The sequence below is a fragment of the Bifidobacterium thermacidophilum subsp. thermacidophilum DSM 15837 genome (assembly GCF_000426425.1).
GTDB classification, from domain to species: Bacteria; Actinomycetota; Actinomycetes; order Actinomycetales; family Bifidobacteriaceae; genus Bifidobacterium; species Bifidobacterium thermacidophilum.
On the sequence record NZ_AUFI01000010.1, the window covers coordinates 40,890 to 65,699 of the forward strand.

Consider the following 24,810-nt stretch of genomic DNA (forward strand, 5'->3'; position numbering starts at 1 on the left):
TTTCCCGGTGTCGTGCACGTATCGTCGCCGGAAAAGTGGTGTCGGGGTTGTTGACAAGGATGGAGATGGTATGGCGGTGAATCGGATTCCGCTGGTCGCGGGGAACTGGAAGATGAACTTCAATCATCTCGAGGCGACCTATTTCGTCCAGAAATTCGCATGGCTGTTGCGGGACGCTCATGTGGATCCGCGCACGTGCGAGGTCGCGTTGATGCCGTCGTTCACGTCGATTCGCAGTGTCCAGGTGCTGGTCGAAGCCGATGATCTGCCCATCAAGTATGGCGCGCAATCCGTGTCCGTGACTTCGCAAGGGGCGTTCACCGGTGACGTTTCCGCAGATATGCTGGCGGCGCTGGGTTGTTCATATGTGATTGTCGGTCATTCGGAGCGACGCAAATACCATCCGGAAGATGACGCGAATATCGTCGATCAGGTCCGCGCCGTGCTCGCAGCTGGCATGCGGCCCATCCTGTGCGTGGGCGAAAGCTACGAGGAACGCAAGCAGGGCATCGAGCTTGATTTCGCTGTCGGCCAAGTGCGGGATGTGACCCGTGACCTGTCTGTGGAAGAGGCCACGAATCTGCTGATTGCATATGAGCCGGTCTGGGCGATTGGCACCGGCATGGTGGCCACCCCGCAGTCAGCCCAGGATGCAGCCAAGGCGATTCGTGACGATATCCGTGAGACCTTCGGCGATGAGACAGCCACGAGCCTGCGTATCTTGTACGGCGGGTCGGTGACCTCGAAGAATGCGTCCCAATTGATCACCCAACCCGATGTCGATGGTTTCCTTGTCGGTGGCGCGTCCTTGCATCCGGAGGAACTCGCAAAGATTGTACGGCTTGTGGCGAAATCTGGGGCGTCGGGCCGCAAGTAGCGTGGGGCCGCGCTCGACGGGATTGGTTTGGTCCAGTATATCCTTGCCGTTTGTCAGGGTGCCTTGCCCCTTTCGGGGTTAGCATGCCAAAATCCCGCGGTTGCGCTATGCTTAGATAAGTTACACACAATGGAGGTTCAACTCGTGTCAGGTTTGGCTGTTCTCAAGCTGGTTATCCAGATTCTGGTCGTTGTACTCAGCTTCCTGTTGACGCTGCTCATTCTTATGCATAAGGGCAAGGGCGGCGGCCTTTCCGACATGTTCGGCGGCGGTCTCACCCAGAACGCGGGCTCTTCAGGCGTCGCCGAGAAGAACCTGAACCGTTGGACGGTGATTATCGCGGTGCTTTGGGTCGCTCTGATTATCACCCTCGATTTGTTCACTAAATTCAATATCGGCGGCTGAATCGTTGCAAATTCCGGCACACAGACGACACGCTATGCAGCCTCGCCGGCTCCTTCGCTATCGTCACGGTAATTCAGCGCGATAGATATCAGCGGATATCAGTCCAGCATCGTCATGAAACCGCCCTGCTTCCCATACGGAGACAGGGCGGATTTTGTATCCATCGGCCTATCACATGCTCAGCCCAACATCACCCCCTCGCCAGGAAAGCAATCGTGCAACGGCGGTAATCTCATGCATCGGTCGGTTGGGGGAGAGGAAGCAACAATGATTGAGGCGGCATCATCATCCCAATCGGGGACAGACACCACCCCCGAGCGTCCCGAACATGGGGACGGACTTGAACATGGTGCACCCATGAATCCCGATAATAACCGGGACCGCTGCGGCGATACGCCCGTGCGTTTGGTCGTCGCCGATCTTGATGGAACGTTGATGCACGATGCCCCGACTTTCGAGGAACGGTATCTCGCCGAGCATTCCATCGACGCCGTGTGGCGGATGCATGACGCGGGCGTTCGATTCGCCGTTGCGACGGCGCGCCCGGTGAGCACTGGATACGATGTTGTCGACAGACTGCCAGTCGACGCGTGCATCTACCTCAATGGAGCACTGATCGACACCAATCCGTCGTCGTCCGACGTCGATATGCTCACCAGCGGTGTACTGCCCGATGATGGGCATCTGATGAAAATCGGGTTCTCATCCCGACGCGCATGCGAGGTGTGCAGGTCTCTTGTGCATGAATTGCCGGGGTTGAAGATCGGCATCGTCATGGATGACGTCCGGTACACGAATTTTGACGTCAGCGTCTACTGGAAAACGCAGACCTTCGTCATTACGGATTTCACGGACGTACCCGATGGCGTGGCCGACAAGATTATCATCTTTCCCGATCCGTACCAGTGGTCGGTGTTGGGTAGGCTCGTCCCGGACGATTTTTCGGTGAGCATCTCCGAAGGATCAATGTGGATGCTGATGAACCCGCAGGCGAACAAGGAACGGTCGCTGGAACGGATTTGCGCGTCGATGAATATTCCGCTGTCGCAGACTGTTGCATTCGGCGACGATCTGATCGATATCGCGATGATGCGGCGTTCAGGAACCGGTGTAGCGGTGTCGAATGCGAACCCCAAGGTGTTGGCAATCGCGGATGACATCTGCCCGTCGAATAATGAGGATGGTGTGGCCCAATGGATTGAACGGCACTGGGGGATGTGAGCATCTTCCAGTGGTATGAGCGTCCCAAATGACGATGGTGATGCCCTCCCCGGATTCGAATTGAACTTCCTATAACGCTGTAGGGTTCAATTTCAGACTTTTCGGTTCATTGTTTCCGAGAGTTGTGCTATAGTTCCTGATAAGATTGAACATACGTTGAACTCTGGAGTGTTATGGCAGAAGGATTGTTCGCACAACGGCTCACCCAGGCGATGAACCAACGCCACCTCAAGCAGATAGACATCGTCAGGCGTGCACCCGAATTCGGCGTGCATCTTGGCAAAAGCCATGTCAGCCAGTATGTGAGCGGAAAAACTGTCCCGCGTACCGAAACAGTCAACGCCTTGGCTGATATGCTCGGCGTGAGCGCCTCGTGGCTGATGGGGGACAGCGACGAGATGACCCGCAGGAAGCCGGATGCTTCCACATCCCCGGAATCCGGCGAAGGCTCGCCTGAGCAGCTCGACGTTAAGACTGCATCAACGAAAGGAACCACCATGCGGCATTTCGGCAAGTCATCGAAGCTTGATAACGTGCTCTATGATGTCAGAGGACCTGTTGTCGACGAAGCGGCGCGAATGGAAGCCTCCGGGACCCATGTCCTCAAGCTCAATATCGGCAATCCGGCGCCGTTCGGCTTCTGCACGCCTGATGAAGTCGTATACGACATGGCGCAGCAACTGACCGATTGCGAAGGCTATTCCGATTCGAAAGGCCTGTTCTCCGCCCGCAAGGCGATCATGCAATACGCGCAGCTCAAGAATATCCCGAATGTCAGCATCGACGGGATTTACACGGGCAACGGTGTGAGCGAACTGATCAATCTGAGCATGTCGGCGTTGCTTGACAACGGTGACGAGGTGCTTGTGCCTTCGCCTGATTATCCGTTGTGGACGGCGTGCGTCACGCTGACGGGTGGTACGGCCGTGCATTACGTGTGTGACGAGCAGTCGGAATGGTATCCCGATATCGAGGATATGCGGCGCAAGATCACCGACCGTACGAAAGCGATTGTCATCATCAACCCGAACAATCCGACAGGCGCATTGTACCCGCCGGAAGTGCTGCAGCAGATCGTTGAACTCGCCCGTGAGCATCAGCTCATGATATTCTCCGACGAAATCTACGACCGCTTGGTGATGGACGGTCTCAAGCACGTCTCCATCGCGTCCATGGCGCCCGACCTGTTCTGCGTCACCTTCTCAGGACTGTCGAAATCACACATGATTGCCGGATACCGCGTCGGCTGGATGGTGCTCAGCGGCAACAAGGAGATTGCGAAGGACTACATCGAGGGATTGAACATGCTGACGAACATGCGCATCTGCTCGAATGTCCCTGCACAGTCCATCATCCAGACCGCGCTCGGCGGCCATCAGAGCGTCAACGACTATATCGTTCCGGGCGGCAGGATCTATGAGCAGCGCGAATACATCTATGAGGCGTTGAACTCGATTCCGGGCGTGTCGGCGGTCAAGCCGAAAGCCGCGTTCTACATCTTCCCGAAGCTGGATGTCAAACGCTTCGGTATCAAGGACGACGAGAAGTTCGCGCTGGATTTGTTGCGCGAGCAGAAGCTCCTCATCGTGCAGGGCAGTGGGTTCAATTGGCAGCAGCCCGATCATTTCCGTGTGGTCTATTTGCCGAGAATCGAAGTGCTCAAGGACGCCACCGCCAAACTGCGCAATTTCCTGGCCACCTATCATCAATAATCTGCCAAAAGCTGAAACCGTGGTTCCTGATGCGACGGGAACCGAATGCCCGTGTGTGATGGCGGCGTAACCGCGTGGCCATCGCACAATCCGGTAACCCTCAGTGTGCGTGTTACATAGCCGGTTTGTGCCAGTCCACAAACCGGCTACGCTGCGCGCGTGGATTCCGTCACCAGTTTGTGTGTAGCACTACAAACTAGCTACGCTGACGTCGTGATATTCATAGCTGGTTGGTGCAGCGGCGGGCGGTTTCCCTCCTTGGCTCGACCTGAATACGCCGCTTCTTTCTGTTTCTACCGACGCTGACAGTAGTCTCAGCGTCGGTAGAAACAGAAAGGTCAGGTGTGCTGTGACAACGATGTCACAGATGGGCGTCATCAGCAAACAGAAGATTACCGACCTGTAAGTCCCACATAGCACCGCGTCTCACCGAGCCCGCACGTGTCGATATCAGTTTCCGTCCAAAACGCAGCTGGCCCCGCCTCCCAAAGTGGGGAAGCAGGGCCAGTTGCGTTATTGCTCTACTGATGAGTTACATCAGCGTGGATTCATAGTCTCAGCCGTTGACGCGGTCGATACCGGACTGGACGTCAGCCAGCACGGAATCCCAAGAGGCGATGAACTTGGCGACACCGTCAGCCTCGAGCTGGTCGGTGACATCCTTGATGTTGATGCCCAGGGCAGCGAGCTTGTCCATGATGGCCTGGGACTCCTCATAGGTGCCCTTGATGGACGGAGCGCCGTTGCCGTGATCGGCGAGAGCATTCAGGGTCTTCTCCGGCATGGTGTTGACCACGTGCGGAGCGACGAGCTCGTCGACATACTTGCAATCGGAGTACGCGGCGTTCTTGGTGCCGGTGGAAGCCCACAGCGGACGCTGCTTCTTGGCGCCCTTGGCCTCGAGAGCAGCCCAGCGAGGATCGTTCGCGAACTTATCCTCGAAGAGCTTGTAAGCCAGACGAGCGTTGGCGACAGCAGCCTTGCCTTCGAGGGCCTTGGCCTCGTCGGAGCCGTTGGCTTCGAGCAGCTTGTCGACAGCGGTGTCCACGCGGGACACGAAGAAGGAAGCGACGGAGCCGATGTGCTTGAGGTCGTGGCCGTTGGCGTCAGCCTGGGCGATGCCCTCGATGAAGGCGTCGATGACCTGCTCATAGCGCTCGATGGAGAAGATCAGCGTCACGTTGACGGAGATGCCCTTGGCGAGCGTGGCGGTGATAGCCGGAAGGCCCTCGAGGGTCGCCGGGATCTTGATCATGGCGTTCGGGCGGTTGACCTTCTCCCACAGTTCCACAGCCTGCTTCTCGGTGGCTTCGGTCTCATGGGCAAGACGCGGGTCCACTTCGATGGAGACGCGGCCGTCGACGAAGTCCGTGGCCTCGGCGATATCACGGAAGATATCGGCCGCGTTGCGCACGTCGGTGGTGGTCAGCTCGCGCACGGCGGTCTCAACGTCGACCTTGCCGAGCTCCTTGAGCTGCGCATCGTACGGGCCGACCTGGGAGAGGGCCTTCTGGAAGATGGACGGGTTGGTGGTCACACCAACGACGTTCTTGTTCTTGATGAGGTCCTGCAGTGAGCCGGACTCGATGCGGGTGCGGGACAGGTCGTCCAGCCAAATGGAAACACCGTTGTCGCTGATGCGCTGAGTTGCTTCAGTCATGTTGTGTTACTCCTTGATATTCCTAGATGGGAACACATTTATTCTATATGGAAGGGTACCCTGAGGTTTCCTTTACGCGAAGCCAAGGTAACCTTCCGTGGTGGAAATGAACGGAATCAGGCGTTCACTTCGGCGATGGAAGCCTTGGCAGCCTCCACGACGTGCTCGGCGGTGATACCCAGATCAATCATGTTCTGGGCGCCGTCACCCTGCAGGCCGAACTGCTCGATGGAGATGGCCTTGCCGTAAGCACCGAGGTACTTGTACCACGGCATGGCAACGCCGGCCTCGATGGAGACGCGGGCCTTGACGCCAGCCGGGAGGATTTCCTCCTTGTACTCGTCGTCCTGCTCCTCAAACCATTCCATGGACGGGAAGGACACAACGCGGGCCTTGATGCCTTCAGCGGCGAGGGTCTTGGCGGCGGCCACGGCCCACTGGACCTCGGAGCCGGAAGCCATGACGATCACATCCGGGGTACCCTCGGTGTCGACGAGGACATAAGCGCCCTTGCGGACACCGTTCTTCGCCTTGTCCTTGGTCTCGGCGAGCGTTGGCACACCCTGGCGGGTGAGGATCATCGCGGTCGGCAGGGTGTTCTTCTTCTCGAAGAAGTAACGGTAGGCCTCTGCGGTCTCATATGCGTCGGCAGGGCGCACGACCTCGAACTGTGGCATGGCGCGGAAGGCGGCCAGATGCTCGATCGGCTGGTGGGTCGGGCCGTCCTCGCCGAGGGCGACGGAATCGTGGGTCCACACGTACAGGTTCGGGATCTCCATGAGTGCGGCCAGACGCACAGCCGGACGCTCGTAATCGGAGAACTGGAAGAACGTGCCGTTGAACGGGCGGGTGTCGGAGCCGAGCAGGATGCCGTTGGTGATGGCACCCATCGCGAACTCGCGCACGCCGAAGTGCAGCTGGCGGCCGTATTCGGACTGCTCAGGCCAAGTGCGGGTCTCGTCGGAGGATGGGCCGAAGGACTTTGCGCCGTTGATGTTGGTGTTGTTGGAGCCACCGAGATCGGCGGAACCGCCCCACAGCTCAGGCATGACCTCAGCGATGGCGTTGAGGACCTGGCCGGAGGACTTACGAGTGGCGACACCCTTGCCGACTTCCTGAGCTGCTTCGAAGGTGTCGATGGCCTCGTCGAAGCCTTCAGGCAGCTTGTGCGCCTTGATGCGCTCATACAAGGCGGCCTTGTCCGGGTTGGCCTTCTGCCAGGCGGCGAACTTCTCGTCCCACTCCTTGTGGGCCTCGAGACCGCGCTCGGCGACCTTACGGGCATGGGCGAGGGCTTCCTCGTCGATCGGGAAGTCGACGTCCGGGTCGAAGCCGAGTTCCTTCTTCAGACCGGCGACAGCCTCGGCACCGAGCTTGGAGCCGTGGGAAGCCTCGTTGTTGGTCTTGCCCGGGGTCGGCCATGCGATGAGCGTGTCGACCTTGATGAAGTGCGGACGGTCGGTGACGGTCTCGGCCTTGTCGATGGCCGCGGCGAGCGCCTCGACGTCCTCCTTGTAGGAGCCGTCGGGCTGGATGAAGGACACTTCGTCGGTGTACCAGCCGTAGGCCTCGTAACGCTTGAGGATGTCCTCGGAGAAGGTGAGCTTGGTGTCGCCTTCGATCTGGATGTGGTTCGCATCGAAGATTACGAAGAGGTTGCCGAGCTTCTGGTTGCCAGCGAGCGAGCTGGCTTCGGAGGAAACGCCTTCCTCGACGTCGCCCTCACCGCAGATGACCCACACCTTGTGGTCGAACGGGGAGGTGCCTTCGGCGGCATCCGGGTCGAGCAGACCGCGCTCGAAGCGCTGGCCGTATGCGAAACCGACGGAGGAAGCAAGACCCTGGCCGAGCGGGCCGGTGGTCATTTCGATGCCCGGGGTCAGGCCGTACTCAGGGTGGCCCGGGGTGCGGGTGTCGGCGCCGCCGCGGAAGTACTTGAGGTCGTCCAGCGTCAGGCCGTAGCCGGAGAAGAACAGCTGCACGTACTGCGTGAGCGAAGCATGGCCAGCGGAGAGGATGAAGCGATCACGTCCGGCCCACTTGGGATCGTTCGGATCGTGCTTGATGTAGTGCTGATACAGCGTGTAGGCAATCGGAGCCAGGGACACAGGGGAGCCGGGGTGGCCGTGTCCAGCACGCTCGACGGCGTCGGCGGAGAGGACCTTCGCCATCTTGACGGCGCGCTCGTCCAATTCAGACCAGGTGAAATCGGTCATAGGTGATCTACTTTCCTTCCAATACTTCGGGTGGCCGCGCATTCGGCTTGTGCCGCGCCACGGACACCCTCACATTGCCCTTCCATGCTAACTATTGCATCAGACTTCGGGGTGCGCTTTTGGCGTGTTATGGCACATTCGTGTGCTCTTGTTGGTGCAAATGAACATGATGTTTGTGCGGATTTCCCTGTCGATGAACCGATTAGCACTCTCGACGCTGGAGTGCTAAGACAATACATATCGACTTCTCATCAGAAATCATGCATGTGTCGTGTATGCCGGTACACAAGCGCGCACCTGCCCGCCTGGACGGGAGACCGACATGATTGCAACAGAAGAACCCTCACGGAACGTGAAACACGAGAACGACAAAGAAACACAGAAAAGAATGAATAAGGAGGCGCGCATATGACGCAATCGAGACGCATGTTGGTCCTGCGCGCCGTGGTGGAGGACTACATCCGTTCGCAGGAGCCGGTCGGCTCGACATCGCTGACACGGAACCACCATCTCGGTGTGAGCTCGGCGACCGTGCGCAACGATATGGCCGCACTGGAAGACGAAGGTTACCTGGTCCAGCCCCATACCTCCGCCGGTCGAGTGCCAACCGAAAAAGGATACCGATACTTCGTTGACCGCTTGGCGACCGTCGTTCCCCTGTCACCAGCGCAACGCAGGGCGATCGGCAACTTCCTCGGCGGATCGGTCAGCCTTGAGGACACCTTGCAGCGAGCTGCCCGATTGCTAGCCCGCATCACCGGGCAGGTGGCGGTCGTCGCCTCCCCGGCGTTGTCAAAATCCACGCTCAGGCACGTCGAAATCGTCCCCGTATCCATGAACAAACTGCTTGCGGTCATCATCACCGATACCGGAAGAGTCGCCCAGCATACCTTGGAAGTGCGCCCGTTACCCTCGACCGAGCTGCTCGCGACCTTCTCGGAGACGGTCAACGCGCGCTGTGCCGGGAAATCCCTGACATTGGCGGCGAAAACCATCGTCGCCTTGGGCAAAACCGTCGAACACGGCAGACTGTCGGCACTGGCACAGGCCCTGTCCCACGCCCTGACCAGCATGGCAGCAGACGAACAGGCCACCGACATGTATATGGCGGGTACATCGAAACTCGCCCACCAGCATTCCAGCACAGAGATGGCCCCACTGCTCGACGCGCTCGAGGAACAGGTCGTCATCATGAGACTCATGAATTCACTAAGCGAGGAAGTCACGGAAAACGGCGTGGGCGTCGCCATCGGATCGGAAACGCATACCCCCGAACTCATGCACGCCTCCGTCATCACCAGCGGATACGGGCATATCAACGCGACCATCTCCGAAGGCTCTGCCTCCGCGCAAACCGGCAAGCCTGTCGCTTTTGTCGGGTCAATCGGTCCCACGCATATGGATTACGTCACGACCATGGCCGCGGTCCGAGCGGTCGCCAGATACCTCACCGGGATCATCGGCGAAGACGCGACAGACGCAGACAGCTGACATAGGGCTGTGACACAATACTTGCAGAAACCAACCAAAGGAAATAAGCAGTGGCAGACTACTACGAGGCCCTGGGCGTGGAACGCACGGCCAGCGAAGAGGAAATCAAAAAGGCCTATCGCAAGATGAGCCGCAAATACCATCCTGATATCGCCGGTCCCGAATTCGAGGACAAATTCAAGGAGGTCAACAGCGCCTACGAAGTGTTGTCCAACCCCGACAAACGCCGGATGTACGACCAGGGCGTCGACCCCAACGACCCGTCAAGCGGTTTCGGGTCCGGAGCCGCCGGCTTCGATATGGGCGATATGGGCGATATCTTCGGACAATTCTTCGGCGGTGCTTTCGGCGGCGGTGCTTCGCAAGGTCCCACCCCGCGCACCCAGCCGGGTAGGGATGCGCTCGCCAGAACGTCCATCGACCTGAAAACCGCGGTGTTCGGCGGTGTCGCCCACGTGACTATCAACACCTTTGGCCTGTGCCAGGAATGCGGCGGATCGGGTGCCACAGAAGGCTCCCAGCCGGTGACATGCCCCGACTGCCACGGACAGGGGTACCGCCAGAAAGTCGTGCGCACGATGCTCGGCCAGATGATGACATCCGCGCCGTGCGAACGTTGCGAAGGACATGGGACCATCATCGAGCATCCTTGCCCGGCGTGCATGGGGCATGGCCGCGTACGTACTACCCGTGACGTCGGAGTGACTGTCCCGGCGGGCGTCCACGATGACACCAGGCTGCGTCTGCCGCATCAGGGAGAAGTCGGCGAAGGCGGCGGTGCCGCGGGCGACCTGTACGTCGATATCCGCATCAAGCCTGACAAACAATTCACCCGTGACGGCGATGACCTGCACTGCTGGGTACAGATTCCGATGAGTTGGGCGGTGCTTGGACACGGGCTCGATATCGACACCTTCGATGGTTCGCAGCATTTTGACATTCCTGAAGGCTGCCAACCAGAACAAACCGTGACCTTGAAGGGGCTTGGGGCGACCAAGCTCGGTGAGACGAACCGCGGCGACCTGATCATCCACGTCAATGTGGTCATTCCGACCAAGTTGAAGGACGATGAACGCCAGCTGATTGAGCAGTTCGGCGAACGTCACGACGGGGACAAACCGAAGGTCGAGCAAAGCTCCAAGCCGTTGAGCGCGAAGAAAGGCTTCTTCAGCAAGCTGAAAGACGCTTTGGGCTGATTAGACTTGACATCACAGATATGGTGACGGCCCGGTGATTCAATAACGGTGCCCGTTTGCTGTTGATGGGTTTTCAGGATTCCCATCAACAGCAAACGGGCACATTCGGTTGCGCACTGGCAAGGAGACCAGCCCGCTGTTCATTGTTATTTCAGCAAGGAGTTATTTCAACAATGAGTGGCACATCGAGCGGTATTCGCTGACATACCCGCCGCCGAAGAACACGCAGTGTCCGGCGATGGGATAGAGCTGCCAGATGGTGATGCGGTCCTGCCATCCTGCCTTGAGCGGATGCACACGCTGATATCCGTCGAGAATCTCGTGCAGATACGACATGCCGAACAGGTTCAGCATCGCGAGATCCTCCTCCCGGTGCCCGCCGTGTGCCGCTGGGTCGATGAGCACTGCCTCCACATCGCCGCTGTCCCGGGTCCACATGACGTTGCCGCTCCACAGATCGCCATGGACACGAGCGGGTTTGTCCTCGCCAGCACGGCCAAGCAGATCCGGCAGCCGGTCGATGACTTCATTGGTCAAGGCCAGATCGTCTTCGCTGAGTTCTCCGCGTTGGATACCCAGCTCGACCATCGGACGTAATCTGCCTTCGGCGAGGTAGGCGACCGGGTCGGTCCATTCGCCGGTGTCCATCTTCACTGGGTCCTGGAGCGGCCCGAAGTAACACGTTCCCGTATATCCTTCTGGCGCCGAACCGAAATACGGTGCTCCGGCATCATGCATGTGGGCGAGCGCCGCGCCGAAATCGTATGCGGCTTTCGGCGTGGGGGAGCAGCCTTCGACGCGTTCGATATCCAGATAGCCGTCACCCCAGTCGTAGACGTCGACGACGCGCGGGCCGCCCTGGGCGTGTGCCGCTCCAAGCCATTGCAGCCCGCGGCCTTCGCATTCGAAGAACCCTGCGGGCGCGAACATCCTGCTTTTACGATATTTCGCCATATGGAACCTCCTGTTGTTTACCTCTAGTGTATGCTCCGTGTCGCGTGGCGCCTTGGCATCGTCTTGGCGTAGTGTGCCATCCTTGCGATGAAAATCGAACAGGTGTGTGCAATATTCCTGTCTATGGATAAAGTGGTCACGTCATCTGCTGAGCCTACACGGATGAACAACCAGATCAACGATTAGTAGTGATAAGAGGGATCATGAATTTCTTCCAAGCGATTATTCTCGGCTTGGTGCAGGCGCTTACCGAGTATCTGCCGGTATCGTCAAGCGCCCATATCCGCATCATCGGCGAATTGATGCTCCATACGGATCCGGGTGCGGCGTTCACCGCGATCATTCAGCTGGGTACTGAGCTCGCGGTGCTGTTGTATTTCCGTCGTGATATTGCGCGCATTCTGTCCCACTGGTTCCGTTGCCTGTTCACCCGTCCGGTCACGGGGGACTGGAAGGAGCGGTTCGGCACGCGGAATAGGGACGCAGCCGAAGGCTGGTACATCATCATCGGCACCATTCCGATTGTCGTGGCCGGTCTGCTGTTCCAGGATGCCATCGAGACCACGTTGCGCAACCTGTGGATCACGGTGACGGTGTTGATCGTCTTTGGCGTCCTGCTGTGGGTGATTGATGCGAAGGCGCCGCAGAAGAAGACGATTCGCGAGATGAACTGGAAAGAGGCGCTGATTTTCGGTATCGGACAGATGCTCGCTTTGATTCCTGGCGTGTCGCGTTCCGGCGGCACCATCACTTTCGGCCGTGCGATGGGATACACCCGTGAAGACGCAGTGCGGGTGAGCTTCCTTATGGCGATTCCGGCGGTCTTCGGTGCGGGCATTCTGGAAACCGTGAAATCGGTGGGTTCGGCTGCTGCCGATCCGACCTTCCCGGGTTGGGGTGCGACCATCGCGGCGACCATCGTCAGTTTCGTGGTCGGTTATGTCGTGATCATCGGCTTCCTGAAGTTCGTTTCGACGTTCTCGTACCGCGCGTTCGCCATCTACCGCATCGTGATTGCCGTTATTGTCGCGATTCTGCTGATCGCCGGCGCATTGCAGCCGATGGAGCAGACGACCAAGACGGCTGCGATTGAGATGGTCAACACCGTGGCAGCGATGTTCTGACCTACATAAGGCTTTGGGTTGCCGCCACGCACGTGGCGGGCGGCGAGGGGCACCATGCGTGTGGTTCCGCGGATTCGCGGATTCATACGCATGGCGCCCTTCGCATATCCGAAGAGCGATGTCTACCCTGAGCAGGCCTGTGGGTATCATGCCCTTCCATGATGCAACATGTGGTTCACGGATTCGGCCCTGTATGGGACGAGGCTTCGCAAGTGCTTGTGCTGGGCAGTATGCCGAGCCCGAAATCAAGGGAACGGGGCTTTTACTATATGCATCCCAGAAACCGGTTCTGGCCTGTGATGGCGGCGGTGTTCGGCGGCGATCCCGGGCGCGAGCCAGCCACGCGTGCGGCGTTCGCGTTGAACCATCATGTCGCATTGTGGGACGTGCTTGCCTCGTGTGATATTTCGGGGGCGAACGACGGTAGCATCCGCAATCCCGAGTCCAACGACATCAGCATGATTCTACGCGGCGCGCCGATACGGCTGGTGATGACCACCGGAAGCAAGGCCGGACAGCTGTACGTCAAACTTGTCGAACCCGAACTCAAACGGCTCGGTATCGATGTGGAGATGATGACAGTGGCGTCCACGAGTCCGGCAAACGCGGCCAAGTCGCTGAATGATCTGGTGTCGATTTACCGAGCGGCGTTCGCCCGTGCAGGGGTGATTGGGGCGGGAGCCGATTGCGGCGGTGCATGCGGCAACTGACGTGTCCACGGGCGGGAGAAGCTGGGCCGCGGAGGGGAAGCCTACAGTGGAAAACAAAAAACCCGGGCTTGACACCCGGGATGATGGAGCGGACAACGGGACTCGAACCCGCGCTCTCGACCTTGGCAAGGTCGCGCTTTACCAACTAAGCTATGTCCGCATGCTCTTCTGTCACAACGTAACCGCGCGACTTGGAACGTGGATTACTATAGCGTCATGTCGACCGGCCGACAAATCCACGGCGTGTCGGCCGGTCGACACGACTGCTGAAGGTGAATCGCCGCTTTACTCCATGCGTTTGAGAAATGCCTCGGCCTCTTTGACCAGCTGTTCGGCTTGCGGCGCCCCGAGCGAGGCTATGGTGCGGGCGCGCTGGGCGAGGTCGTACTCGCGCTCTAGCTTGGCGATATACGCTGACAGCCGGTCGTCACATGCGGCGATTGTGGACGCCTTCATCTTCCATGTCTCCGCCTTCGCCGCCAGATCCTTGGTGCCAAGCGGCACGCCGAGAATCGTGGACAGTCCGTGCACAAGTTCTAATGTACCCTGCGCACACATATCCGTATTCATGTACTTGGGAATGGACACCCACATGGATGTCGTCCGCATGCCAGCGTTGCAGGCCATCTGGTCAAGTATGGTGGTGATACCGATGGGGCCGCTGTATTCACGGTCGAGCTCGCAAGAGCAGGTGGCGCTGGAAATGTCTACCGGCAGCGGCCTGGTGTGCGGGCATGCGGCGTACATCGAGCCGAGCGTGATGACATGGGTGACGTCGTAGTCCTCGGCGATATGCAGGACCTCCCTGCAATAGTCTTTCCAGTGATAATTCGGTTCGGGGGCGATCTGGACCAGAACGTGCAGGTCGGGGGAGAGGATGATGTCGTAGAACGAGGTGTGCGGCCAGATGATGCGTGCCCGGCCGGTGATATGGCAGAGCATCGGGCGGGTGGCCTGGTAGTCGTAATAGCCATCCGAATTGATTTCGTGGATGAGTTTGGATTCGTAGTGGCCGATGAGGTAATGGATGACTTCGCTTGCGGCTTGGCTCGCATCGTTCCAGCCCTCGAAGGCGGAGATCATGAATGTCTCATGCATCGGTTCTGCTCTCATAGCCTCTAATGTATCTGTTCCTTGCGGTGTGTGCCGGTGCTTATGCCGGTGGTGAATCCTCTCAGCCCTTGGAAATATTGAGCTTTTCCTACTGGTGGGAACGACGGCGGCAGAAAGCGACACGCCGAGGAAGGCACTCGATTTTGCAAATCACACGGATGTCGTTATAGTAATTACTCGTTGCTTCAAACACAGCAATGTGGTTGAAACGCGGACATAGCTTAGTTGGTAAAGCGCGACCTTGCCAAGGTCGAGAGCGCGGGTTCGAGTCCCGTTGTCCGCTCTGAGGTCCGATGAGTTGACGACCTTACGGTGGGTTAGCCAAGCGGTTAGGCAGCGGCCTGCAAAGCCGTATAGACGAGTTCGACTCTCGTACCCACCTCTGGCGAGGAAGGCGTAAGTCTTCCAAACCAAGACACAACCTGGGCGGTTGGCGCAGAGGTAGCGCACTTCCCTGACACGGAAGGGGTCACAAGTTCGAATCTTGTATCGCCCACGAGTCCGGAGGAATCCGGCTTTCTTCACCAATCGGGTGATTGGCGCAGCGGCTAGCGCACTTCCTTCACACGGAAGGGGTCGCAGGTTCGATTCCTGCATCACCCACATCATCAGGAACGTCATGCTTAGCGTGGCGTTTTTTGTTTTCCACTGTCGGCTTCCCCTCCGTGGCCGGGTTATAGGCCAACATGTGTGTCCAGCGGCGCGCCAACGGAACAATGCCGTCACCTACAACTGGTTACGCCAGGATCATCGTCAACGCCGTCAGTTTGTGAAGTGATTGCCCAGGATGCGTGTCCGGTTGTGGAGCGTACGACAGTTAGGATCATTGTTCCGGTAGTTGCGTGCGTCCTGTACGCCGTGGCATGCGCAACTGAACAGATATAGCCGGAAAGTATCGGCACTGCATCGTGTTCCGTGCCTTGCGCATGCCCGGACATATGTAAAGTGACATTCCGTCACCCAGACAGGCTGGAAGATCTCCTACCTAGCGTGAGACGTATGCCGGGGCATGCGCGGCACGGCATTCCGAACTCGCACGTACACCTTGCATCGCAACAGGTCCGTGCGGGTTTCAGGCACCCATGCCTGCCCGGTCCGAACCCACAGACCAGAAGACCCAAAACCGCGACACACCCGACAACACACCCTTCACACCCAATTCCAGACACACAGATTGGGCGATACTTGGCGGACATCCACAGTCTTCATGCCGCACCGGGGTGCAATGTCGTGTCCCGCATTTACCGTAAACGAGGTAACACACAGTCCAGGCCTGCACCTTAGTACCGCGGGCCCCGATAGCAAAGGACACCTCATGGCAGAACAAACCATCTCCATCACAGTCAACGGTGAAGTGAAGGAGGTGGATGCAAGCCAGACCGGCGTCGATCTCTTCAGCGACAACAAAGACATCATCGCCGTGCGTCTCAACGGCGAACCCCGTGACCTGTACACCCCTCTTCACGATGGTGACAAGGTTGAGCCGATCGCCCTCGATTCCGAGGACGGTCTGGCCATCATGCGGCACTCCGCAACCCACGTCATGGCACAGGCCGTGCAGGAGATTCGTCCTGATGCCAAGCTCGGCATCGGCCCTGTCATCAAGGATGGCTTCTACTACGATTTCGACGTCAAGGATCCGTTCACTCCGGAGGATCTCAAGGAAATCGAAAAGCGCATGCAGCGCATCATCAAGTCCTCCCAGTCCTTCCGCCGCCGCGTGGTCAGCGAGGAAGAAGCTCGCGCCGAAGAAGCGGGTCAGCCCTACAAGCTTGAGCTGATTGGCGCCAAGGAAGCCGAAATCGACGAGGCCGCGTCCACCGAGGTCTCCGGCAAGGGCGAGCTGACCATGTACGACAATGTCGACCGTGAAGGCAATGTGGTGTGGAAGGATCTGTGCCGCGGACCTCACCTGCCGAACACGCGCTACATCAAGGCATTCAAGCTGGAACGCACCGCAGCCGCATATTGGCGCGGCGATGAGAAGAACCCGATGCTTCAGCGTATCTACGGCACCGCGTGGGCGAGCAAGGACGACCTGAAGGCCTATATGTCCCGCATGGAAGAGGCCGCCAAGCGCGATCACCGCAAGCTCGGGCAGGAAATGGACTTGTTCTCCTTCCCGGAGGAGATTGGACCTGGTCTCGCCGTGTTCCATCCGAAGGGCGCCGCGGTCATCAACGCGATGGAGGATTACTCCCGCGAAATGCATCGCAAGGCCCATTACAGCTTCGTGCAGACCCCGCATATCACCAAGGGCGGCCTGTATGAGACATCCGGGCATCTGCATTGGTACAAGGACAATATGTATCCGCCGATGCGCGTTGACGAGGAACGCGATGCGGACGGCAACGTCACCAAGCAGGGTTTCGACTACTATCTCAAGCCGATGAACTGCCCGATGCACAACCTGATTTTCAAGTCGCGCCAGCGCTCGTACCGCGAACTGCCGCTGCGGCTGTTCGAATTCGGCACGGTGTACCGCTACGAGAAGTCCGGCGTGGTGCACGGCCTGACGCGAGTCCGCGGTCTGACTCAGGATGATTCGCACATCTACTGCACGCGCGAGCAGATGAAGCCTGAGCTTCGCCGCCTGCTCACCTTCGTGCTCAAGGTGCTCAAGGACTTCGGCCTGAACGACTTCTATCTGGAGCTGTCCACCAAGGATCCCCACAAGTTCGTTGGCTCCGACGAGATCTGGGAGGAAGCGACCAATACGCTCGCCGAGGTCGCCAAGGAGTCGGGACTTGAACTCGTCGACGATCCCGCCGGCGCCGCATTCTACGGCCCGAAGATCTCCGTCCAGGCGCGCGACGCCATCGGCCGCACCTGGCAGGTGTCCACCATCCAGCTCGACTTCAACCTGCCTGAGCGCTTCGGCCTCGAATACATCGCAGCCGACGGCACCCACCAGCGCCCGGTGATGATTCACCGTGCCCTGTTCGGCTCCATCGAGCGGTTCTTCGCCATCCTGCTCGAGCATTACGCGGGCGCCTTCCCGGTGTGGCTTGCCCCGGTGCAGGTGACCGGCATCCCGGTGGCCGACGAGTTCGCCCCGCATCTGCAGGCGTTCATCGACGATCTCGAGGAGAACCTCGTGCGCTGCGAGATGGACAACTCGGACGATCGTTTCGGCAAGAAGATCCGCAATGCGTCCAAGTCGAAAGTCCCGTTCACGCTGATTGCGGGCGAAGAGGACGTCAAGAAGAACGCCGTCAGCTTCAGGTTCCGTGACGGTAGCCAGCTCAACGGCGTGCCGGTGGACCAGGCTAAGGCGTGGATCCTCGAAGTCATCAAGAAGCGTGTCCAAGTGAACAACGCCGACGATTTCACGGCTGCGACCAAGTGACCTGCACGGCATTGCGCTGAACGGGTTCGGGCGGCACTGGAGATTTCAGTGCCGCCCGATTCGCCTGCCGATAATCGACAAGAAAGGTATCGAAGACAATGCTGGAACATTGCCGGGGACTGTGGAAGAAACTGACCGAACCCATCGCTCGTGTCTGCGTACGCATGCATATGAGTGCCAATGGCATTACGATCACCGGATCGATTCTGTCCATAGCGTTGTCCATTGCAATTGGCATCACCGGTTGGATCATCCCCCTCGTGTTTTTCCTCGCGATTGTCGTGCTGTTCGATTCCCTGGACGGTTCTGTGGCCATGCTGACCACCGGGGGAACGAAATTCGGCGCGTTCCTTGATTCGACCCTTGACAGAATCGCCGATTGGGCGGTTCTCATCGGCTGCATCCTGATTTTCTACCTGCATAGCGACTGGTGGATGCACGGCGGATCCGGTGAGGATGTCGTCTCTCATGTCGGTATCGGTTGCGCGCTCGTTTCCATCATGACCTCATTCGTCACCTCCTATGCCCGTGCTCGTGCGGAATCTGTGGGGTACGAGGCTAAAAACGGCATCGCGACACGGGCTGATCGCCTGTTCATCATCCTGGTCGGCATGTTCGTGACCGGATTGACCCATAACGGGCTGGGGCTTGCCATCGCGATGGTGCTCTTGGCTGTGCTCGGCCTGATTACGGTGTTCCAGAGGATTTTCGAAGTGCAGCGTCAGATGAAAGCCGATGAGCGGTAACACCGGCCATGCTTGACAGGGTCCTTATCTTCATCGCCAAGCACGCCGGCATGCTGCCTGAGCGGCTGGTCAGGGGGCTGTTCCTGTTCGCCGCTGATATCGCTTGGCTGACGCGCGCCGGCGGCGTCAAGCAATTGGAACGCAACCTGTCACACGTATTGCATGACCGCAACCGGTCTGAACATGACGGCGTATGGGCGGCAATCCGGAACAGGATACATCTGCGGCATGTTTCCCACCGGGCGATGCGGTCCTATTTCACGTATTTCTCCGAAGCCATGACGGTCGGCGGCAGAAGCGATGATTGCCTGAGTGCCCGTGTACGCGGGGACGGCCCCGGGTGTGCGCTGATCATCGAATCTGCGCGTGTGCAAGCCGGTTCGGTGCCCATCGCTATGGGACATCAAGGTAATTGGGATTACGCCGGGTATTGGGCGTATCGCGATGTCGCCCCGGTGACCACGGTCGCCGAACGGTTGAAGAACGAAGAACTGCTCAAGACTTTCGTGGACATCAGACGGTCCCTGGGCATTTCAATCCTGCTCACCGGTCAGCCCGGCCTGATCGGCAAACTGGAGGAAAAACTGAACAAGCCGCATGTGGTGGTGCCGTTACTCGCAGACCGTGATCTGAGCCGTCACGGCGAATTCGTCCACGCCTTCGACTCGATGATTCGTGTGGCGCGAGGGCCCGCAACCTTGGCCTATGACACCGGCCTGCCCCTGTATGTCGTCAATATGTATCGTGAACGTCTGCATGGAGAAAGACGCAGGACAGCCCGTACCCCATACGGATATGTCTGCCATGTCAGCGCTCCAATCGATGTCGCCCGGTTCGCCGGTCTTCCCCGCGAACAGGCGATCCACGATATCAGCCAGGCGTGGGTTGACGTCTGGTCACGGGGAATCGCGCAGCATCCGCAGGATTGGCATATGCTCCAGCCGATTTTCATTGAGGATCTTGACTTCTCGCGGCTCAAGGACGTGCCGGATGAAGTGCGTGCATTGATTGAACGTCGCCGCCGCGGCATGTGACCGCTTCTCCGACGTTTGACGGCGGTGTAGGCTATGACTATTGCCTTCCGACGGAAGAAAGGACATGATGTCGAACGCAGATTTTCGCGACGATACAGACTGTGATATGCACGATCAGCACGATCCACTGCATGGCCGGAAACTACGCGTCGGCATCATATCGCCATATTCCTTCGAAACGCCGGGCGGCGTGCAGTTCCATATCCGTGATTTTGCGAAGGAACTGATTTCACGAGGCCACGAGGTCGAGGTCCTCGCGCCCGGACGACGGACCAACGATATGCCGTTGTGGGTGCAGACGGTCGGTACCTCCTTTGCGATTCCCTACAACGGTTCAGTATCGCGGCTGAGCTATTTCGGATTCGTGGGAGCTCAGGTGCGTCGTTGGGTCAGACAAGGGCATTTCGACATCGTGCATCTTCATGAACCAGAGGCGCCATCCCTGAGTCATAAGCCGTTGACCATGGTGCATCATCCGCCGTTGGTCGGAACTTTCCATGCCGCGTTCAATGATTATCCATTCGCACTGCGTTTCTTTCAGGGCTATCTCAACCGGTATCTGCGGCCGTTGGCCCACGCCATCTGCGTCAGCGACGCCTCCCGAACCGTCGCGCAACGGTATCTGCCGCAGGATATGCCTGTATCGGTGATTCCCAATGGCATCTCCACTCGCCAGTTTTCCCTTGCGACGCCCATACCCTCTTGGCAGGGCGACGACACCAGTCCCACCATCGGGTTTCTCGGCAGAATGGGGGAGGAGCGCAAAGGCTTTGCAGTGTTCTGCCGCGCGGCCGCAAGGATTCTCGACCAATACCCCGAGGCCCGGTTCCTGTGTGCAGGTGATGGCGAACGCGAAGGCAAATCCATTGTCAACACTGTCGACCAGTCCGGGCGTCTGATGGATCATATGGAATTCCTCGACCGAATCAGTGACGACGATAAAGCGAGGTTCTATCGCTCGCTCAGTGTCTACGTGGCGCCCCAGACTGGCGGTGAAAGCTTCGGTATCGTGCTTGCCGAGGCGATGGCGGCGGGATGCCCTGTCGTGGCTTCCGATCTTCCTGCATTCGTGGCTGTCGCGGATGAAGGCCGTGCAGCCGCGTTGTTCGGCAACGGCGATGATCGTGATTGCGCTGCCGTGGTCTGTTCGTTGATTGCTGATTGTCAAACCCGTGAGTCACTTGGGCGAGCCGGCCAGAACCGCGCATTGCAGTATGACTGGAGCAGTGTCGTAGACCAGGTGCTCGGTGTGTACGCCGAGGTCTTGTCTTGAAAGCGCTTTACAATCGGTGTGTTTATCGTACCCGTATCTGCTAGGAGCATTATGTCAGGGCATTCCAAGTGGGCGACCACCAAGCATAAGAAGGCCGCCATTGACGCCAAGCGCGGCAAGCTGTTCGCGAAGCTGATCAAGAACATCGAGATCGCAGCCCGTCTGGGCGGCGGCGACCCCGACGGCAACCCGACGCTGTATGATGCGATTGTCAAGGCCAAGAAGGCATCCATGCCTGCCGACAACATCAAGCGCGCCGTCAAGCGTGGCTCTGGTGAGGAAGACGGTGCCGCCAACTACGAGGACATCGTGTACGAAGGGTATGCGCCTGCCGGCGTCGGCCTCATCATCGAATGCCTGACCGATAACCGCAACCGTGCCGCGGCTGAAGTGCGTTCCACACTGACCAAGGGCAACGGTTCCCTAGCCACGTCAGGCGCCGTGAGCTTCAACTTCGAGCGCAAGGGCCAGATCGAGGTGCCGTCCGAGGGTCTGGATTACGACAAGCTCTTCGAGATTGCAGCCGAAGCCGGCGCCGAGGACGTGTCCGATGACGGTGACGTGTTCAGCGTGATCACCGATCCCGCCGATCTCATCACGGTCCGCAAGGGTCTCCAGGAAGCTGGCATCGACTACGATTCCGCCGATCTGGTCATGATTCCGAAGAACGAGATTGAGCTCAGCCTCGACGACGCCCGCAAGGTGTCCAAGCTGATCGACAACCTCGACGACCTCGACGATGTCCAGAACATCTACAGCAACTGGACCGCATCCGACGAGGTGATGGCCCAATTGGAGGAAGAGGAGTGATCTGTTGATCATCCTTGGCGTTGATCCCGGCCTGACTCGGTGCGGGGTCGGCGTGGTGGAAGCCGGCGCGTCACGCCGGCTTTCTTTTATCCATGTCGATGTCATCCGCACCAGCCCTGACACTTCCCAGGATTTGAGGCTGCTTTCGATTTACAACGGACTGGTTGATAAAATCGAACGCTTTGTCCCTGACACGGTGTCCATTGAACGAGTGTTCGCGCAGGCCAATCGCAACACCGTGCTCGGAACCGCGCAGGCGGCGGGGATGGCCATGCTCGCAGCCGCGCAGCGGGGGATACCCGTCGCTTTGCACACTCCGACCGAAGTCAAACTCGCGATCACTGGCAACGGCAAAGCGGACAAGCTCCAAGTCGAACGCATGGTCATGCGTATCCTGAACATGTCCGAGATGCCCACCCCGCCTGACGCAGCTGACGCTTTGGCGCAAGCGATGTGTCATGCGTTGCGGCCGGCAGGGGCGTTGCAGGGAGGCGAACGTGAACAGCATCTGACCGCCGCGCAACGACAGTGGGCGGTCGCGGCGCAGCGGGCGAAGCGTCGTCGCGGAGTCGACCGCGGCATGTAAGCTATCGAACAGATGTTCGATTGTTGGTTACACAGTCTGAAGGAGGCAATATGATCGCCATGCTTCATGGGCAGGTCGCAGCGGTCGACCAGTCCGGGGTCGTGCTTGATATCAGCGGTGTGGGCTTTGACGTCCGTATGCCGCAGACTGATCTCGCCTCATTGCACTCAGGGCAATCCGCTACCGTGTACACCTCTATGGCGGTCACCCAGGATGCCATCACGTTGTATGGATTCCTGTCACCTGCCGAGAAAAAGATGTTCCTCCAGCTGCAAAAAGTGAGCGGCATCGGCCCAAGGGTCGCACTTTCGTTGCTGTCCACCTTGCCTCCTGACCGTCTTGCCAGGGCGGTTGCCGACGGGGATGCCACTGCGTTGGCCAAAGCGCCGGGGCTCGGCAAGAAGGGGGCGCAGAAAATCATCCTGGAGCTCAAAGGCTCGCTTGATCTGTCCCAAGTCGAGGGCGTATCGGGCCCAGCTCAGTCGCCGGTGGACACGGGTGCCCAACAGGTCGTTGAAGGGCTTATTTCGCTTGGGTGGCGTCAGCAGGATGCCTTGGATGCCGTCGAACGCGCATGCCGCGACCATGATATTGAAACTCCGATAGGCGAGAAGGACGTGCCTCGTGTGCTCAAACTGGCGCTGACCGAACTTGACCGCGGGCGATAATGCATGAGAAGGGCACAGGTGAGATATGCGACAATCTGAAGACACGACGGTGAACAATGATGGCGCCAGGGAGGAATCCCTGCGTATGGTATCTTCGCAGCCATTGGACAGCGAGCCAGTGAGCGACGAGGAGCTGCGTCCCCATGTCCTTGAAGGGTTCATCGGGCAGCCACGGCTCAAAGCACAATTGCAGCTGTTCCTTGACGCAGCACGCAAACGTGAGGTTCCCCCGGACCATATCCTCCTGGCGGGCCCTCCAGGGCTGGGCAAGACCACACTTGCCATGATCGTGGCCAACGAACTGGGCGTGCCGATCAGGGTGACTTCGGGGCCTGCCATCCAGCATGCGGGGGATCTCGCATCCATTCTCAGCTCGTTGGACGCCGGAGAAGTACTGTTCATCGACGAGATCCATCGTCTGCCTCGGCCGGCAGAGGAGCTGCTGTACATCGCCATGGAGGATTTCCGTGTCGATGTCATGGTCGGCAAGGGGCCCGGTGCGTCATCCATCCCGTTGACTTTGCCGCGCTTCACGGTGATTGGCGCCACCACAAGGGAAGGCATGTTGCCTTCGCCGCTTCGGGCGCGTTTCGGTTTTACCGCGCATCTGGATTTCTATCCACATGAGGAGTTGGAGAAACTCATCGAGCGGTCCGCTTCGGTGCTTGGCGTGGAATTGGAAGAAGGCGCGGCGCACCAGCTATCCCTGAGATCCAGAGGGACGCCGCGTATCGCGAACCGGTTGCTGCGTCGTGTGCGCGACTGGGCAATCGTCCATGATTTGGAAAATGTGGACGTCGATGCGGTCACTCAGGCGCTGGCTCTGTACCAGATCGATACCGAAGGATTGGACAGACTCGATATCGCCGTATTGCAGGCAATCTGCCGTAATTTCAACGGCGGACCAGTTGGCTTGAACAATCTGTCGGCGATGGTGGGCGAGGAATCGGAAACCGTGGAGACGGTATGTGAGCCGTATCTTGTCCGCGAGGGATTCCTCGTACGCACTCCGAAAGGCCGTGTCGCAACGGCTAAGGCCTGGAGGCATCTCGGCCTTGAACCCCAGGATGATGTCAACAAGCTATTCTAAGGTTAGATATTTGGATAGCACCCCGCTAGCACGTCAGGAGTCCCATGTCTCAGAATCTCGATCCTAATATGGTTATGATCGTCATCCTCATCCTGTTCATCTTCATGATGTGGATGAGTTCACGGCGTATGAAGAAGCAGCAGAAGCAGCAGCAGGAAGAATTGCGCGAGGCCATGGTCCCGGGCACTCTCGTCTTGCTTCGTGGCGGCATCATCGCCACGATTGTATCCGTGGACGAGAAGTACGAGGAAATCGTCGTGGATTCCGAAGGCTCTCGTCTGCGCTTCAAGCTCAACGCCGTCGCCGGAAAGTACGTGCGTCCGGCGTTCATCGATGACGACGAGGCCGAAGCCAATGATTCGCAGCAGGAAGATGCCAGCAGCGAGGGGACCGAGGGCTCGTCTGCGGCGTCCGAGACTGAGGTTTCTGACACCGAGCGAACCGACGTGCAGAATGCGTCCTCGGCGGATGACACCGCTGATACAGCTGCACCGGCTGAAGCAGGCGAAGCCGATACCGAAGACAAAGCATCCGACAACGAAGCCAAATAACCTATCATAGTCGGTTTCCGTCTC

General features: G+C 58.8%; 21 protein-coding genes and 5 tRNA genes. 21 read left to right on the top strand and 5 right to left on the bottom strand.

Annotated features, from left to right (window positions below; translation table 11 throughout):
* Positions 1 to 70: 70 nt before the first annotated feature.
* From tpiA to K315_RS0106430, 4 genes are all read left to right on the top strand, one after another.
* Positions 71 to 877 carry a triose-phosphate isomerase gene (tpiA, locus tag K315_RS0106415; protein WP_029576711.1) on the top strand — a complete coding sequence of 269 codons (807 nt, stop codon included), beginning with the start codon at positions 71 to 73 and terminating at the stop codon, positions 875 to 877.
* Between the two features lie 153 nt (positions 878 to 1,030).
* Entirely contained in the window at positions 1,031 to 1,282 is a 252-nt protein-coding gene (gene secG, locus K315_RS0106420) for a preprotein translocase subunit SecG (protein ID WP_015450598.1), read from the top strand.
* 357 nt (positions 1,283 to 1,639) lie between these two features.
* Complete coding sequence (locus K315_RS0106425) at positions 1,640 to 2,503, top strand: HAD family hydrolase (protein WP_044086133.1); 864 nt, start codon at positions 1,640 to 1,642, stop codon at positions 2,501 to 2,503.
* Positions 2,504 to 2,676: 173 nt separating this feature from the next.
* A complete protein-coding gene (locus tag K315_RS0106430) occupies positions 2,677 to 4,215 on the top strand; it encodes an aminotransferase class I/II-fold pyridoxal phosphate-dependent enzyme (protein ID WP_081666419.1) in 1,539 nt (512 codons plus the stop codon).
* Positions 4,216 to 4,771: 556 nt separating this feature from the next.
* On the opposite strand, the gene tal is transcribed toward K315_RS0106430, so the two are convergent.
* Together tal and tkt are read right to left on the bottom strand one after the other, a co-directional pair.
* Positions 4,772 to 5,875 carry a transaldolase gene (gene tal, locus K315_RS0106435; protein WP_029576714.1) on the bottom strand — a complete coding sequence of 368 codons (1,104 nt, stop codon included), beginning with the start codon at positions 5,873 to 5,875 and terminating at the stop codon, positions 4,772 to 4,774.
* A 116-nt stretch (positions 5,876 to 5,991) separates the two neighbouring features.
* A complete protein-coding gene (tkt, locus tag K315_RS0106440; RefSeq protein ID WP_029576715.1) occupies positions 5,992 to 8,091 on the bottom strand; it encodes a transketolase in 2,100 nt (699 codons plus the stop codon).
* 408 nt (positions 8,092 to 8,499) lie between these two features.
* Between tkt and hrcA the strand changes: the two genes are divergently transcribed.
* Entirely contained in the window at positions 8,500 to 9,582 is a 1,083-nt protein-coding gene (gene hrcA, locus K315_RS0106445) for a heat-inducible transcriptional repressor HrcA (protein ID WP_029576716.1), read from the top strand.
* A gap of 50 nt (positions 9,583 to 9,632) precedes the next feature.
* Complete coding sequence (gene dnaJ / locus K315_RS0106450; RefSeq protein WP_029576717.1) at positions 9,633 to 10,778, top strand: molecular chaperone DnaJ; 1,146 nt, start codon at positions 9,633 to 9,635, stop codon at positions 10,776 to 10,778.
* Between the two features lie 162 nt (positions 10,779 to 10,940).
* Here the strand turns inward: dnaJ and K315_RS0106455 are convergent, their stop codons facing one another.
* Positions 10,941 to 11,732, bottom strand: coding sequence for a fructosamine kinase family protein (locus K315_RS0106455; RefSeq protein ID WP_029576718.1), 792 nt, complete (start codon positions 11,730 to 11,732; stop codon positions 10,941 to 10,943).
* Between the two features lie 203 nt (positions 11,733 to 11,935).
* On the opposite strand from K315_RS0106455, the gene uppP reads away from it, so the two are divergent.
* On the top strand, positions 11,936 to 12,856 hold the full coding sequence (uppP, locus tag K315_RS0106460; RefSeq protein WP_029576719.1) for an undecaprenyl-diphosphatase UppP: 921 nt from the start codon (positions 11,936 to 11,938) through the stop codon (positions 12,854 to 12,856).
* Positions 12,857 to 13,014: 158 nt separating this feature from the next.
* A complete protein-coding gene (locus K315_RS0106465; protein WP_029576720.1) occupies positions 13,015 to 13,566 on the top strand; it encodes a DNA-deoxyinosine glycosylase in 552 nt (183 codons plus the stop codon).
* An 84-nt stretch (positions 13,567 to 13,650) separates the two neighbouring features.
* Here K315_RS0106465 and K315_RS0106470 read toward each other — a convergent pair.
* Both K315_RS0106470 and K315_RS0106475 read right to left on the bottom strand, forming a co-directional pair.
* A tRNA-Gly gene (locus K315_RS0106470) sits at positions 13,651 to 13,726 on the bottom strand.
* A 125-nt stretch (positions 13,727 to 13,851) separates the two neighbouring features.
* A complete protein-coding gene (locus K315_RS0106475) occupies positions 13,852 to 14,664 on the bottom strand; it encodes a PAC2 family protein (RefSeq protein WP_244874299.1) in 813 nt (270 codons plus the stop codon).
* A 225-nt stretch (positions 14,665 to 14,889) separates the two neighbouring features.
* On the opposite strand from K315_RS0106475, the gene K315_RS0106480 reads away from it, so the two are divergent.
* From K315_RS0106480 to K315_RS09610, 13 genes are all read left to right on the top strand, one after another.
* Positions 14,890 to 14,962: transfer RNA gene (locus K315_RS0106480), tRNA-Gly, on the top strand.
* Positions 14,963 to 14,990: 28 nt separating this feature from the next.
* Positions 14,991 to 15,061: transfer RNA gene (locus tag K315_RS0106485), tRNA-Cys, on the top strand.
* Between the two features lie 42 nt (positions 15,062 to 15,103).
* Positions 15,104 to 15,175, top strand: a tRNA-Val gene (locus K315_RS0106490).
* A gap of 34 nt (positions 15,176 to 15,209) precedes the next feature.
* A tRNA-Val gene (locus tag K315_RS0106495) sits at positions 15,210 to 15,282 on the top strand.
* Between the two features lie 712 nt (positions 15,283 to 15,994).
* A complete protein-coding gene (gene thrS / locus K315_RS0106500; RefSeq protein WP_029576722.1) occupies positions 15,995 to 18,028 on the top strand; it encodes a threonine--tRNA ligase in 2,034 nt (677 codons plus the stop codon).
* 98 nt (positions 18,029 to 18,126) lie between these two features.
* Positions 18,127 to 18,774, top strand: a complete 648-nt coding sequence (locus K315_RS09605; protein WP_033520544.1) for a CDP-alcohol phosphatidyltransferase family protein — start codon at positions 18,127 to 18,129, stop codon at positions 18,772 to 18,774.
* 8 nt (positions 18,775 to 18,782) lie between these two features.
* On the top strand, positions 18,783 to 19,808 hold the full coding sequence (locus K315_RS0106510) for a phosphatidylinositol mannoside acyltransferase (protein WP_029576723.1): 1,026 nt from the start codon (positions 18,783 to 18,785) through the stop codon (positions 19,806 to 19,808).
* A 106-nt stretch (positions 19,809 to 19,914) separates the two neighbouring features.
* Entirely contained in the window at positions 19,915 to 21,081 is a 1,167-nt protein-coding gene (locus K315_RS0106515) for a glycosyltransferase family 4 protein (RefSeq protein WP_152571415.1), read from the top strand.
* Between the two features lie 51 nt (positions 21,082 to 21,132).
* Positions 21,133 to 21,891: a YebC/PmpR family DNA-binding transcriptional regulator gene (locus K315_RS0106520; RefSeq protein WP_015450581.1), complete on the top strand. Its 759-nt coding sequence runs from the start codon at positions 21,133 to 21,135 to the stop codon at positions 21,889 to 21,891.
* A gap of 4 nt (positions 21,892 to 21,895) precedes the next feature.
* A complete protein-coding gene (gene ruvC, locus K315_RS0106525) occupies positions 21,896 to 22,477 on the top strand; it encodes a crossover junction endodeoxyribonuclease RuvC (RefSeq protein ID WP_029576725.1) in 582 nt (193 codons plus the stop codon).
* A 50-nt stretch (positions 22,478 to 22,527) separates the two neighbouring features.
* The gene (gene ruvA, locus K315_RS0106530) at positions 22,528 to 23,145 is read left to right on the top strand and encodes a Holliday junction branch migration protein RuvA (RefSeq protein WP_029576726.1); all 618 of its coding nucleotides are present in this window, start codon (positions 22,528 to 22,530) and stop codon (positions 23,143 to 23,145) included.
* Between the two features lie 25 nt (positions 23,146 to 23,170).
* Positions 23,171 to 24,235 carry a Holliday junction branch migration DNA helicase RuvB gene (gene ruvB, locus K315_RS0106535; protein WP_029576727.1) on the top strand — a complete coding sequence of 355 codons (1,065 nt, stop codon included), beginning with the start codon at positions 23,171 to 23,173 and terminating at the stop codon, positions 24,233 to 24,235.
* A 44-nt stretch (positions 24,236 to 24,279) separates the two neighbouring features.
* Positions 24,280 to 24,786 carry a preprotein translocase subunit YajC gene (locus tag K315_RS09610; protein ID WP_029576728.1) on the top strand — a complete coding sequence of 169 codons (507 nt, stop codon included), beginning with the start codon at positions 24,280 to 24,282 and terminating at the stop codon, positions 24,784 to 24,786.
* Positions 24,787 to 24,810 lie beyond the last annotated feature (24 nt).